Here is a 12,641-nt window from a genome sequence, read left to right on the forward strand (position 1 = left end):
CCCCAACCCCTCCTACCACCCCGGCGGAGGCCGGGGCCCAGTTGGAAAGGTCCAGGTAACAGATCGCAGTCCGCGGTTAGCAACGTCTCCCAATTGGGCCCCGGCCTCCGCCGGGGTGGATGCAGGCGTATGTCCAGCACCCCTGTCCTACATCCGACCGATCATGCCATAGCGCACACCATGACCGCCAACTGCGCCAACCCCAGTCCGACATCCCCATTCCAACCCCGCCTCAGGCAAAGTGCAGACCCGCGCCAGCGTCTGCACTTCGTGCACTTCGCCCCGATCTGGGACACTTTATGACAGCGCGGGTTCTCATAATAGCCGGCTCCGACTCGGGCGGCGGCGCAGGAATTCAGGCGGATATCAAGACGGTAACCATGCTCGGCGGCCACGCGATGACGGCCGTTACCGCGATCACCGCACAGAACACGCTCGGCGTGCAGGCGGTCCACCAGATCCCCACCGACATGGTCCTCGCGCAGATGAACTCGGTCGTTTCGGACATCGGCATCGACGCCGTAAAGATCGGCATGATCGGCTCCGCTGAAACGGCGCATGCGGTCGCTGCATATCTAGAGCGTCTTTCCCCCCTCCCTGAAAGGGAGGGGCCGGGGGTGGGTAGGCCGCTGGGTAAGCGCGACACCAGCCCCAAGCCAACCCACCCCCAACCCCTCCCTTCCAGGGCAGGGAGCAGACTTCCCATCATCTTCGACCCGGTAATGATCGCGACCTCCGGCTCCGTCCTCGCGAACCGCGACACGATCGCCGCCTTCACTCGCCTCATGCGGATCGCCACGCTCGTAACCCCCAACCTCCCAGAACTGATAGCCCTGGGCGGCGAGCAAGCAATCCGCGCACTAGGCCCGGCCGTCCTCATAAAAGGCGGCCACGCCGAAGGCCCCCACATCACCGACCGCCTCGTCACCGACGCCGGCGAAACCCGCTGGACCAATCCCCGCATCGAAACGCGCCACGCGCATGGCACCGGCTGCACGCTCGCCAGCGGCATCGCCACCGGGCTGGCCCAAGGCCTGCCGCTCGACGCCGCAATCGAGCGCGCCATCGCGTTCGTCCGCGCCGCGCTTGCCAACGCACCGGGGCTAGGCGCAGGCCACGGCCCAATGGGGCACGCCCTCGGCCCCAGCCCGTTCGACCAGTGGAAAGACCGCCAATGCCCGGCATGAAACACGAAAAGCTCTGCGTCGGCCCCGTCGCCGGTGTCGACGAAGCCGGCCGCGGCCCGCTCGCGGGGCCAGTCGTAGCCGCCGCCGTGATCCTCCCCGCAAAAGGCGTCCCCCGCGGTATCGACGATTCGAAGAAGCTCTCCGCTTCGGAGCGCGAACGGCTCTGCGCCCGTCTCAAAGGCTGTGCGATCGTCGGCATCGGCATCGTCCAGCCCGACGAGATCGACTCGCTCAACATCTACTGGGCGACGATGAAGGCGATGACGCTCGCGGTCGACGCGCTGGCGATCGAACTCGGCCAGGCCCCCGGCCACGTCCTCGTCGACGGCAACCGCTTGCCCCGCTGGACCTACCCCGCCACGCCCCTCGTTGGCGGCGATGGGAAGTCGCTGTCGATCGCCGCCGCCTCGATCGTCGCCAAGCACACGCGCGACCTCATCATGATCGCCGCCGCCGACGTGCACCCCGAATATAACTGGCATTCGAACAAGGGCTATGGCTGCGCGCACCACATGAAGGCGCTCCGCGATCACGGTCCCACGCCGATTCACCGCCGCAGTTTCGCCCCCGTCGCCGCCGCCTATCTGGCGCGCGAGGGACTTTTCGCACAGGAAACGACGAGCTGAGTCTTTCGCGCCACACCCCAAGGGCTTGAGCCGCGAGTCTCCCACGACTCAACATCTGGGCAACGGCGACTCGTTTGGTCGCAGCGACGGAATCGCATCGAAACGCCGTTAACGAATGTTTGCTTGACGGAGTCGGACAATTCCGCCGCTATGGGCGTCGATAAGGGGCGGAAAACATGGGTTTGATCGACACGATCGCACGGCCGCGTGCGAAAAAGGCAGTGGAGCCGGCGGTTCAAGCCGTCCTTCCGCTCGACCAGATCCTGCGCGGCGACTGCATCGAGCACATGAAGGCGCTCCCGTCGAACTCGATCGACATGATCTTCGCCGATCCCCCCTATAATCTCCAGCTCGGCGGTGAACTCTACCGCCCCGACGGCAGCCACGTCGACGCGGTCACCGACGACTGGGACAAGTTCGACACCTTCGCCGCCTATGACCGCTTCACCCGCGCCTGGCTCAAGGAAGCACGCCGGATCCTCAAGGACGACGGCGCGCTCTGGGTCATCGGCAGCTATCACAACATCTTCCGCGTCGGTGCGGCGGTGCAGGATCTCGGCTACTGGATCCTCAACGACATCGTCTGGCGCAAGACCAACCCGATGCCGAACTTCCGCGGCACGCGCTTCACCAACGCACATGAAACGCTGATCTGGGCGTCGAAGGGCGAGAAGGCGAAATACCACTTCAACTACCGCGCGATGAAGACGCTCAACGACGAACTCCAGATGCGCAGCGATTGGGAATTCCCGACCTGCGGCGGCGGCGAGCGGCTGAAGAAGAACGGCACCAAGGTCCATCCGACGCAAAAGCCCGAGGCGCTGCTCTACCGCATCCTGCTGGCGTGCACGAAGCCCGGCGACGTCGTGCTCGACCCGTTCTTCGGCACCGGCACCACCGGCGCGGTCGCCAAGCGTCTCGGTCGCAACTGGATCGGCATTGACCGCGAAGGCGACTACATCGAAGCCGCGCAGGAACGGATCGAGGCGGCTCTTCCGCTGGACGAATCGGCACTCGCGACGATGATGAGCCCCCGCACGCAGCCCAAAGTCGCGTTCGGCGTGCTGGTCGAGAACGCGTATCTCGCCCCCGGTGCGGTGCTGACCGACTCGAAGCGCCGCTGGCGCGCGACGATCCGCGCGGACGGCTCGCTGCTCAGCGACTGCGGCACGATCGGCTCGATTCACAAGCTCGGCTCGACGCTCCAGAACGCCCCCGCCTGTAACGGCTGGAGCTTTTGGCACTACGAAAGCGACAAGGGGCTGAAACCGATCGACGACCTTCGCCAGACGTATTTGCTGGCGAACACGATCTGAACAACACCGGGTAGCCCTGCAATGTTCTCCCGCGAAGGCGGGAGTCCAGTCTGGGTCCCCGCCTTCGCGGGGAAACAAATCGCGCTTGGCCGGGAGAGCGAACGATCATATCCGACACGCCCCGCTGACGGAGTAGATCGATGAGCCTCCACCTCCGCCCCGTCCAGTTCGTCGACACCCCGATCGGCCACGAAGACAACAGCGTCGCGCGCCTGGCGGGCGGGATGCAGTGGTTCGCCGCGTACGAAGTGATCGAAGGCCGCGCCCGCCGCACCATCCCTGTCGCCGAAGTCGCAACGCTGGGCGAGCGCGCCGCGCACCTCCACGCCGCCATCACCACCCCCCGCGCCGCACTGCAATTCGGCGAACGCACACTCCGTTTCGACCAGCCGATCGTCGCCGGCATCCTCAACGTCACCCCCGACAGCTTCTCCGACGGTGGCAAGCATGTCGACGACCCAGCCGCAGCGGCCGCCGCGGGAATCGACATGGCCGCAGTCGGGGCCACGCTGATCGACGTCGGCGGGGAATCCACCCGTCCCGGCGCTCCCGCGGTCTGGGAAGGCGACGAGATCGTTCGTCTGGTCCCCGTCGTCGAACGCCTCGCACGCGCCGGTGCGATCGTCTCGGTCGACACGCGCAAGGCCGCGGTCATGGAGGCGACGCTCGCTGCCGGCGCGCACGTCGTCAACGACGTGGCTGCGCTCCTGTGGGACGACCGCGCGCTGAATGTTGTCGCAAAAAGTGGCTGCCCCGTCGTCCTGATGCACTCGCCCGACCCGAAGAAAGGCGGACACGGCAACGGCGGCTACACCAACGTCCTGACCGACGTGTTCGACTGCCTCGAAACCCGAATTGCCGCCGTCGTCGCGGGTGGCGTCGACGCCACGCGGATCATGGTCGATCCCGGCATCGGCTTCGGCAAGACGCTCGCCGAGAACCTCGCGCTGCTCAACGGTCTGGCGATCTTCCACGGGCTCGGCTGTCCGATCATGCTCGGCGCCAGCCGCAAGCGTCTGATCGGCGCGCTATCGAACGAAGCGCCGGTCGACCAGCGCCTCGCTGGTTCGCTCGCGCTGGCACTCAAGGGCGCCGAGGCCGGCGTCCAGATCCTGCGCGTCCACGACGTCGCAGAGACGGTGCAGGCGGTGAAGATCTGGCGAGGTCTGCGCGATCAGTCGCTCGTTGGCGGCTAAGCGGGGCGGCTGATCGTCGCTGCATTGCAGCGAAACGTCTCTTCGCGCATTAAAAGCCCTGTTAACAAGGGAGCTTTCGTTTGATCGTCACTGCAACACCGCGCCTCAGTCAAATTTTGAGCGAGGTCTGGCGCCCGCTGCTGGGTCTTTTCGTCTGGGACGTCGTCGTCACGATCACCTATTACGTCCTGCCGTTTCATGCGCCGGCCCTGCCCTTGACGCTGTTCGGTACCGCGCTGGCGCTGTTCCTCGGCTTCCGCGACAACTCCGCGTATCAGCGCTGGTGGGAAAGCCGCGGGCTGTGGGGCCTGATGATCAATGCCTCGCGCAATTTGGCGCGAATGGCGCGCAACATGCTGCCAGAGCCCGAAGGCCACGATATGAAGCGGACGATCGTGCTCCGCCAGATCGCGTATGTGAACGCATTGCGCTGTCAGTTGCGCAAGCAGCCCGCACCGCCCGAAGTGTTGCGCTTCCTGTCGAAGGAAGAGGCGTCGTTCGCGCTCGATCGCACCAATATCGCCAATGGCCTGCTCGACGGCACCGGCCGCCGAATCGATATAGCGCGCCGCAACGGCTGGATCGACACCATCCAGCAGACGCAATTCGAGGCGATCCTCGTCGATATCGCCAACGCGCAGGGTGGCATGGAGCGCATCAAGAACACGCCTCTGCCAAACCAGTATCGCTTTTTCCCCAGCATCTTCACGCGGCTGTTCTGCATCCTATTGCCGATCGGTCTAGTCGAGACGCTTGGGTTCGCGACGCCGATCGGCTCGACGATCGCCGGGCTGATGTTCCTGGCCGTGCTGCAGATCGGCGACGATCTGGTCGATCCGTTCGCGGACACGATCCACGACGTCCCGCTGAACGCAATGTGCCGAACGATCGAGATCGACCTCCTCCAGGCGATCGGCGACGAGGCTCCAGAGCCGTTGCAGCCTGTCCGCGGCGTGCTGTGGTAGGAACACAAAGGTCGGCGCCATGGAGCGTCGACCTCCTCTACAGAACGGCTGTCCCGCTGGCGCGTCGAAGAAAATTAAGGCCGGATCACGCAAAATCGGTTCCGGACAGTCGTAGATCGAAACACACCGCCGACTTCAGTGCGTGACCCCGTGGGTGTTCCTGGGACGATTTGTCGGTACGACGCTATTCGAGAGCTATCATGCAATCGGAAAGAGATCGAACGGTCTCGCCGTCGAATCTTGGACAGCCGACAGCCGAATGCAAAGCCATTGGCCGTCGATCGCTGTTCACCAGCGAAAACGAGTTCAGCTCAGATACCCGACGGGTCCGGGGCGGTGTCCGTTTCGGTTGCCGTTTGTGGCGTTGGCATGACGACCGGCGCCGGTTGCGGCTGTCCCGCCTGGCCGATCAATGCCGTGTTCTCGATCAGGTCGAGCGCTTGGCGGGCGACGACATAGCGTCGTGCCGCGTCGATCCAGTTGCCGGCCTGGGCTGCGCCGGGGAGGCGAGCGACTTCGGCGCGGGCCGCCTCGACCTGGCCAGCGCCAAGCAGTCGGCGCGCGCGTGCGAGGCGGTCGGCAGGCATCGGCGAGGGCGTGCCCGCCTTGCGCAAGACTACCAGTGAATCGATCTGATGCTGGATCGTATCGAGCCAGTTCTCGCCGGTCGAACTCGTGATGTCCGGCGCTATCGCATCGAGGCCCTGGCGCAGGTCCTCGAGCGTCACCGGTTGGCGCGCAGCCTGGATCAGCAGCATCGTCGCACGCGGCTGGGCTTGGCCGAACCGCAGGCGCAACTGTTCCTCAAGATAGCCGAGCCCGACCCCGCGATCGAGCGCACGGCGCGCGGCGAACGCCACCAGAAGCCCCTCTGCGCGCGTCGCCTGCCCACCGGCTGCGGCTGCGTCGGTGGTGATCGCTGCGGTGCGCGCCTCGAGCGCGGTCAACTGGCCCGCCAGCGTCGCCTCGCGGGTTGCCAGCACGGCGGTGTCGACCGGCGCGGCCGCCTGGGGCTGGCCATCCGGGCCGAGCGGTTGCGACGGGATATACCCGGAATTGCCCGCGGCGGCTTTCTGGCCTGCGACGGGTGCGCCAGCGGTGGTCGACGCCGTGGCGCCGAACCAGGGCAGCTTCCTCGCCGCATAGGCCATCAGCCCGAGCCCGGCGATGAACGCGAGCGCGGTGAGGGCGATGATGACGCCCATTCTGGGTCCGCGTGCCCGTGGGCGATCGGTCGGCACATGGTCGCTCATGGCGTGCTTATCCCCGCCACGCACCGGATGGTCAATCGCGCGTATGTTCGCACGTGCAGCAGCCAGCGCGACGAGCGCTGGATCGCTCGGTTGCGGCGCGATCGAGACGGTCGCCCAGCCGGTTCCGGCCGCTTCGGCAACGGCGGCGCTGATCGCGGCGATCTCGATGCCGGATCGGTCGATGCCCGGAATATCCAGCACCTCCTTCAGCCGGGTCGCGGCGCGTTCGGAGTGCAGCAGCACGACGGTATCGGCGAACGATCGCGCCACCGCTGCGTCGATCGGTACGGCATCGCTGGCATAGACGGTGACCGCCTCGACCCCGTCGTCGGTCGGGGCACGATCGCGCCCGGCAAGATGCAGCAGTCGCGCAAAACCACGATCACGCGCTTCGGCGACGGCATCGCGCGCATCGCCCGATCCGGTGACCGCGACCGCAAAGCCCGAGTCGGTCGCCGCTGCTGCCGTCGCAGCGCCGACCGCGATCACCGGCATGCGCTTCAACGCGTCCAGTCCTGCACCGCCATGCCGCACCGCGTTCGCGCTGGTCAGCAACAGTCCGTCGAACCCCGCCGGATCCGGTACGCTCCAGTCGACGGGCGTTACGGCGAACAGTGGAACCTGCCGCACGTCGAGCCCGAGCGCCCGCAGCGCCGCCGCAGTCCGCGCATTGCCAGGCTCCGGCCGCACGACGACGACCGCGTGGGGCGACGTCATGCCGCGAACAACCGACGGACGCTGGCCGGCGCGCGCGTGAGAAGGTCGACCGCCAGCATCGTACCCAGGTCTTCGCCGGCACCGCCCTCGATCGATCCGGCGACATCGCATGTCCCGTCCTCGGCGATCAGCTCGGCGCGCAACGTCAGCGTCTCGCCTGCCAGCGACGCGAGCGCCGCGACTGGCGAATGGCAGTCCGCGCCGAGCCGGGCGAGCAACGCGCGCTCGGTCAGCACGCACAGGCTGGTGTCGGCATGGTCGATCGCGGCGACGATCGCATGCGCGGCACTGCCGTCGAGAACCTCGATCCCGACCGCGCCCTGCGCCGGCGCGGGCAGCATGATATCGGTCGGGATCGCATGGCCGTCGTCGCGCCCGAGGCGATCGAGCCCGGCGGCGGCGAGCAGCGTGGCGTCCATCTCGCCGCTCGCCACCCGGCCGAGCCGCGTGTCGACGTTGCCGCGGATCAGAACGATCTCCAGGTCGGGCCGCAGCCTCAGCATCTGCGCGCGGCGTCGCGGTGAACTCGTGCCGACGACGGCGCCCGGACGCAGGTCGGCGAAGGTCTCCGCTCCGATCAGCCGATCGCGCACGTCGGCGCGCGGCAGCATCGCGGCGATTCTCAGCGTGTGCGGCCGGATGGTCTCGACGTCCTTCATCGAATGCACCGCACAGTCGATGTCGCCGTCGTGCAGCGCGCGATCGAGTTCCCTGGTCCACAGCGCCTTACCACCGATCTCGGCGAGCGCGCGATCCTGCACGCGGTCGCCCGTCGTTCGGATCACGACCGTCTCGACCTTGTCCGCCGACCAGCCATGTGCCGCGCACAGGGCATCGCGAACCAGGCCTGCCTGGGTGAGCGCCAGCGGCGAACCGCGCGTACCGAGCCGAAAAACTGTCATGCTGGATGCCATGCAGAAAGGGGCCCCCTTCGACAAGCTTCACGCAGGCCTATACAGACACGCGATGATCATTCTCGGCATCGAATCCTCCTGCGACGAAACCGCCGCCGCGCTCGTCACCGGCGACCGGCAGGTTCTGGCGCACCGGCTGCTCGGACAGGAAGCGGCGCACGCACCGTTCGGCGGCGTCGTCCCCGAAATCGCCGCGCGCGCGCATGTCGAGGCGCTGGAGCCGTTGATCGTCGCGGCGCTGGCCGACGCGAAGCTGACGCTGGCCGATGTCGACGCGATCGCCGCGACCGCGGGGCCGGGGTTGATCGGCGGGGTGATGGTCGGGCTCGTCACCGGCAAGGCGCTCGCGCACGCCGCGGGCAAGCCGTTGATCGCGGTCAATCATCTCGAAGGCCACGCGCTGTCGCCGCGCCTGTCGGACCCGGACCTCGAGTTCCCATACCTGCTGCTGCTAGTGTCGGGCGGGCATTGCCAGTTGCTGCTGGTGGAGGGCGTCGGTGCGTATCGGCGCCTTGCCACGACGATCGACGATGCGGCGGGCGAGGCCTTCGACAAGACCGCCAAACTGCTCGGCCTCGGCTTCCCCGGTGGTCCTGCCGTCGAACGGGCCGCGGCGTTGGGGGATCCCAAGGCCGTCCCCCTCCCGCGGCCACTGAAAGGCTCGGCCGAGCCGCATTTCTCGTTCGCCGGACTGAAGAGCGCGGTCGCGCGCGTGGTCGGCCAGTATTCGTCCGAGGACATCGCCGCCTCGTTCCAGGCGGCGGTGGTGGACTGCCTGATCGACCGCACGACCAAGGCTCTGCGGACATCGCATGGCGCCACCGCGCTCGTCGTCGCGGGCGGAGTCGCGGCCAACACGGCGGTCCGTACCGCGTTGCAGGGGCTCGCAACTGCGCACGGGCTCCGCTTCGTCGCGCCGCCCTTGTGGCTGTGCACCGACAACGCCGCGATGATCGGCTGGGCGGGGGCCGAGCGGTTCGCCGCGGGCCTCACCGATCCGCTCGATGTCGCCGCGCGTCCGCGCTGGCCGCTCGATCCGAATGCCGAAGCCGTGCGTGGCGCAGGGGTGAAGGCATGAAAATCGGCGTCATCGGAGGCGGCGCGTGGGGCACGGCCCTGGCTCAGGTCGCGGCCTATGGTGGTCGCGAGGTGATCCTGTGGGCACGCGAGGGCGCGGTGGTCGAGTCGATCAACACTGCCCATGAGAACACGCTGTTCCTCGGCGGCGTCGCGCTGTCGCCGGGGATCCGCGCGACCGACGACCTCGCCGCGCTCGCGGACATGGATGCGATCCTCGTCGTCGCGCCCGCCCAGCACGTCGGCAGCGTGCTCGCGGCCGCCCCGATCGGCCGCATTCCGCTCGTGCTCTGCGCGAAGGGGATCGAGGCGGGGAGCAAGCGTCTCGTCGGCGAGGTCGCGCGCGCGGTACATCCCGATGCGCCGATCGCGGTGCTCTCGGGACCGACCTTCGCGCACGAAGTTGCTGCCGGGTTACCGACCGCAGTGACGCTGGCCTGCGAGGATGCGGCGCTCGGCGAGCGGCTCGCGACACGCCTCGCGGCCCGCCATTTCCGCACCTACGCCTCGACCGACGTCGCGGGTGCGGAGATCGGTGGCGCGGTGAAGAACGTCCTCGCGATCGGTTGCGGTGTGGTCGAGGGGGCAGGGCTCGGCCAGAACGCGCGCGCCGCGTTGATCGCGCGCGGGTTCGCCGAGATGACGCGGTTTGGGCTGGCACGCGGCGCGCGCGCGGAGACGCTCGCCGGGCTTTCCGGGCTGGGCGATCTCGTGCTGACCTGCTCCTCGACCAGTTCGCGCAACTTCTCGCTGGGTGTCGGCCTCGGGCGCGGCGAGTCGGCGGCGACCTTGCTGGCAGATCGCCGGACCGTCGCGGAAGGCGCCTTCACCGCGCCCGTCTTGCGCGAAGCGGCGCGCGACGCGCGCGTCGACATGCCGATCACCGAAGCCGTCTGCCGACTGCTGGAGGGCGCTCCGGTGAGCGACGTTATCGGCGATCTGCTCGCCCGGCCGCTGAAGGGCGAGGCGGGCTGACGACGCGACCAATCCGCGAATGGGCTTGCCTCGTTCGCGGATTGTTCTATTTCCGCCGCATGCTCGATATGCCGCCGGACTCCTGCATCGACGAACCTGGATCACCCTTATGTGCGGCCGACGTAGCGCGCGGCGTGATCCGGATGTTGCTGCGCCACGATCTCACCGCGATGACCGAAGTCCCGCTCGATGGCGGCCGCCGTGCCGACCTGATGGCGGTGGACGCGCGCGGCCAGATCGTGATCGTCGAGATCAAGGTGTCGCGTGCCGATCTGCTAGGCGACGGGAAGTGGCCGGATTATCTCGGGCATTGCGACCGGTATTTCTGGGCGGTCCCGGCCGGGTTCGACGTCGGGCCGCTGAACGGGCCCGCGTTCCTGCCGGAGCGTACCGGGATCATCGTCGCCGACCGCTATGACGCGGCGATCGTGCGCGAGGCGCATACCGTGCCGCTGCCCGCGCATGTGCGGAAACGGTGTACGCTGGCGTTCGCCCGGCGCGCGGCACGGCGGCTGATCGCGCAAATGGACCCGGACGCCGACGGGTTGGCGTTCTGACACTAAATCCTCCCCCGCCAGGGGGAGGTGGCACCGCAGGTGACGGAGGGGGAGGAACACGCAACGACTGTTACCCATTCCTCCCCCTCCGTCTGGCAAGCGCCAGCCACCTCCCCCTGGCGGGGGAGGATCAGAACTTCAAAACTCAGAACTTCGGGCCCGACACGGCCTTGCGCACCTTCTTCGGCGCATCTTCCAGGAGCTTGCTCACGATCGGGTTGCGTCCATCCTGCTTGGCATAGGCGCGCGCGGACATGCCCGCCATGATGTCCGCCTGGTCGGGGTCGGCGTTCTCGGCAAGCAGCACCCGGATCATGCCCACATCGCGACGCTGCACCGCGCGGATCAGCGGTGTCTCGCCCGCCGAATTGGCGAGGTTCGGATTCGCCCCAGCCGCGGTCAGGATCGGGATCATGTTCGTCTGACCCAGCGTCACGGCGAGCAGCAATGGCGTGTTGCCCTTGCCGTCGCGCAAATTCGCATCCGCGCCCTTTTGCAGCAGGAAGCGCAGATACACCTCGTCGCCGCGCTTGATGACGATGTGGAGCGCGCCCTCCCCGCTGGTCACGTCGCGCGTGTTGATGATGTTGCTGCCGGGCTTGCCGAGCATCTCCAGCACCTCGTTGTTCTTCGCATCGCGCACCGCGGACAGGAACTTGTACCCCTCCGACTGGCCTTGCGCGAACGCGGGCGCCGCGACGCAGGCGAGCGCAGGCGTCAGGAGGGTAGCGGCGAGCATCAGGCGGATACGCATCGAGAGACTTCCTTGGTTCGTCCTGGATATAGGGTGACGCTTGCGCCGCAGTAGCGAACAGATCAAGGCTGGCGGGACCATGACCCTCCGTTTCCTTCTCATACCGGCACTCGCCTTATCCGCGTGCACCGCCTCGGCACCGCCCGCCAAACCGCCGCTCGAAGGTGCGCGGATCGGCGGCGCCTTCACGCTGACCGACCAGAACGGGCGGACTGTTACCGAGCGCAACTTCGACGGCAAATACCGGATCATGTATTTCGGCTACACCTTCTGTCCCGATGTGTGTCCGACGGATGTCCAGGCGATCGGCGCCGCCGTGAAAAAGCTCGAGGCGAGCGATCCCGCGCTCGCCGCGAAGATCGTGCCCGTGTTCGTGACCGTCGACCCGACGCGCGACACCCCCGCGGTGCTCAAGCAGTTCGTCTCCGCGTTTCACCCGCGCATGGTCGGGCTGACCGGCACCGACGACCAGATCGCCAGGATCAAGACCGAATACGCGGTCTATTCGAGCAAGGGCGACGCCTCCCCCGGCGGCGGCTACCTCGTAAACCACTCGCGCCAGGCCTATCTGATGGACCCGGACGGCAAGCCCCTCGCTTTGCTGCCGCAGGAACAAGGGCCCGACGCAGTGGTGACGGAAATCAAGCGCTGGGCTCGATGAGCGCGCGCTTCTGGGAAGATACGCCGATCGACCAGCTCGATCGCGGCCAGTGGGAAGCGTTGTGCGACGGCTGCGGCAAATGCTGCATCCACAAGCTCGAGGACGAGGATACCGGCGAGCTCGTCGCGACCAACGTCTCGTGCCGCCTGCTCGACCGGCGCAGCGGGCAATGCTCCGATTACCGCCACCGCCACGCCTATGTGCCCGAATGCGTGCGGCTGACGACCGGCAACGTCCGCGGGATCGACTGGCTGCCGTCGACCTGCGCCTACCGCCTGCGCGCAGCCGGCGAGCAACTGCCCGAATGGCATTACCTCGTCTGCGGCGACCGCGAGGCCGTCCACCGCGCCAAGCAATCGGTCCGTGGCTGGACGATCAGCGAGGACGAGGCCGGCGAGCTCGAATACCACGTCATCGACCGGGAACTGTGACGCAGTGATAGC

13 protein-coding genes are annotated in these 12,641 nt (G+C 67.4%); 10 read left to right on the forward strand and 3 right to left on the reverse strand.

The window, feature by feature from the left end:
* Positions 1 to 299: 299 nt before the first annotated feature.
* The 5 genes from thiD (at position 300) to J4O76_RS17755 (ending at position 5,290) form a co-directional block, all read left to right on the forward strand.
* On the forward strand, positions 300 to 1,187 hold the full coding sequence (gene thiD / locus J4O76_RS17735; RefSeq protein WP_426283227.1) for a bifunctional hydroxymethylpyrimidine kinase/phosphomethylpyrimidine kinase: 888 nt from the start codon (positions 300 to 302) through the stop codon (positions 1,185 to 1,187).
* Positions 1,175 to 1,813, forward strand: a complete 639-nt coding sequence (locus tag J4O76_RS17740) for a ribonuclease HII (RefSeq protein WP_426283229.1) — start codon at positions 1,175 to 1,177, stop codon at positions 1,811 to 1,813. Before thiD ends, J4O76_RS17740 begins: the two co-directional genes overlap by 13 nt.
* Positions 1,814 to 1,989: 176 nt before the next feature.
* Positions 1,990 to 3,129, forward strand: coding sequence for a site-specific DNA-methyltransferase (locus J4O76_RS17745; protein ID WP_426283231.1), 1,140 nt, complete (start codon positions 1,990 to 1,992; stop codon positions 3,127 to 3,129).
* Positions 3,130 to 3,269: 140 nt separating this feature from the next.
* Complete coding sequence (folP, locus tag J4O76_RS17750) at positions 3,270 to 4,325, forward strand: dihydropteroate synthase (RefSeq protein ID WP_426283232.1); 1,056 nt, start codon at positions 3,270 to 3,272, stop codon at positions 4,323 to 4,325.
* Between the two features lie 80 nt (positions 4,326 to 4,405).
* Positions 4,406 to 5,290, forward strand: coding sequence for a bestrophin family protein (locus J4O76_RS17755; protein WP_056064245.1), 885 nt, complete (start codon positions 4,406 to 4,408; stop codon positions 5,288 to 5,290).
* Positions 5,291 to 5,601: 311 nt separating this feature from the next.
* Here J4O76_RS17755 and J4O76_RS17760 read toward each other — a convergent pair whose 3' ends face one another.
* On the reverse strand, positions 5,602 to 7,260 hold the full coding sequence (locus J4O76_RS17760) for a uroporphyrinogen-III synthase (protein ID WP_426283235.1): 1,659 nt from the start codon (positions 7,258 to 7,260) through the stop codon (positions 5,602 to 5,604).
* On the reverse strand, positions 7,257 to 8,162 hold the full coding sequence (gene hemC / locus J4O76_RS17765; protein WP_426283236.1) for a hydroxymethylbilane synthase: 906 nt from the start codon (positions 8,160 to 8,162) through the stop codon (positions 7,257 to 7,259). The genes J4O76_RS17760 and hemC overlap by 4 nt, the downstream gene beginning before the upstream one ends.
* Before the next feature lie 64 nt (positions 8,163 to 8,226).
* Here hemC and tsaD point away from each other — a divergent pair, with 64 nt between their 5' ends.
* Genes tsaD through J4O76_RS17780 form a run of 3 tightly spaced genes read left to right on the forward strand, consistent with a single transcriptional unit; the run spans position 8,227 to position 10,783 of the window.
* Positions 8,227 to 9,252 carry a tRNA (adenosine(37)-N6)-threonylcarbamoyltransferase complex transferase subunit TsaD gene (gene tsaD / locus J4O76_RS17770; protein ID WP_426283238.1) on the forward strand — a complete coding sequence of 342 codons (1,026 nt, stop codon included), beginning with the start codon at positions 8,227 to 8,229 and terminating at the stop codon, positions 9,250 to 9,252.
* A complete protein-coding gene (locus J4O76_RS17775) occupies positions 9,249 to 10,226 on the forward strand; it encodes an NAD(P)H-dependent glycerol-3-phosphate dehydrogenase (RefSeq protein ID WP_426283240.1) in 978 nt (325 codons plus the stop codon). Before tsaD ends, J4O76_RS17775 begins: the two co-directional genes overlap by 4 nt.
* A 59-nt stretch (positions 10,227 to 10,285) precedes the next feature.
* The gene (locus J4O76_RS17780) at positions 10,286 to 10,783 is read left to right on the forward strand and encodes an MmcB family DNA repair protein (protein WP_056064776.1); all 498 of its coding nucleotides are present in this window, start codon (positions 10,286 to 10,288) and stop codon (positions 10,781 to 10,783) included.
* A 145-nt stretch (positions 10,784 to 10,928) separates the two neighbouring features.
* On the opposite strand, the gene J4O76_RS17785 is transcribed toward J4O76_RS17780, so the two are convergent.
* Complete coding sequence (locus J4O76_RS17785) at positions 10,929 to 11,537, reverse strand: ankyrin repeat domain-containing protein (RefSeq protein ID WP_244647334.1); 609 nt, start codon at positions 11,535 to 11,537, stop codon at positions 10,929 to 10,931.
* Between the two features lie 79 nt (positions 11,538 to 11,616).
* Here J4O76_RS17785 and J4O76_RS17790 point away from each other — a divergent pair, with 79 nt between their 5' ends.
* Both J4O76_RS17790 and J4O76_RS17795 read left to right on the forward strand, forming a co-directional pair.
* Positions 11,617 to 12,198 carry an SCO family protein gene (locus tag J4O76_RS17790; RefSeq protein WP_426283243.1) on the forward strand — a complete coding sequence of 194 codons (582 nt, stop codon included), beginning with the start codon at positions 11,617 to 11,619 and terminating at the stop codon, positions 12,196 to 12,198.
* A complete protein-coding gene (locus J4O76_RS17795; RefSeq protein WP_133020171.1) occupies positions 12,195 to 12,629 on the forward strand; it encodes a YcgN family cysteine cluster protein in 435 nt (144 codons plus the stop codon). The genes J4O76_RS17790 and J4O76_RS17795 overlap by 4 nt, the downstream gene beginning before the upstream one ends.
* Positions 12,630 to 12,641 lie beyond the last annotated feature (12 nt).

Source organism: Sphingomonas sp. NFX23 (assembly GCF_049887795.1).
In the GTDB taxonomy this organism is placed as follows: Bacteria; Pseudomonadota; Alphaproteobacteria; order Sphingomonadales; family Sphingomonadaceae; genus Sphingomonas.